Here is a 258-nt window from a genome sequence, read left to right as displayed (position 1 = left end):
TTGGGAAAATAAGTGATACTCCTTATTCCCTTGATTAATGGAGTCATCAATATCATGAAAGATATCAATATTGAAATTAATGTTTGTGACAGCACAGGCAAATCAACCTATACCGTTCATCCTCATACCTGCTGCCATTCAGATCATGGCGGTGGGCAAGAGCCTGGCGTTTCCGGCGTTACCTCCGTATTCGGGCGTACCGGCATCGTAACTGCACAAGCTGGCGACTATACGGCCGATCAGATTACTGAAACTGCT

1 pseudogene is annotated in these 258 nt (G+C 45.3%); it reads left to right on the top strand.

From position 1 onward, the window contains the following. Nucleotides 1-54 precede the first annotated feature (54 nt). A pseudogene (locus NXT09_RS22425) lies at nucleotides 55-258 on the top strand (discoidin domain-containing protein); the annotation flags it as partial.

The organism is Pectobacterium jejuense (genome assembly GCF_026800125.1).
In the GTDB taxonomy this organism is placed as follows: domain Bacteria; phylum Pseudomonadota; class Gammaproteobacteria; order Enterobacterales; family Enterobacteriaceae; genus Pectobacterium; species Pectobacterium jejuense.
Note: the sequence above shows the minus strand (reverse complement) of the source record. Positions and strands in the feature narration are given on the sequence as shown.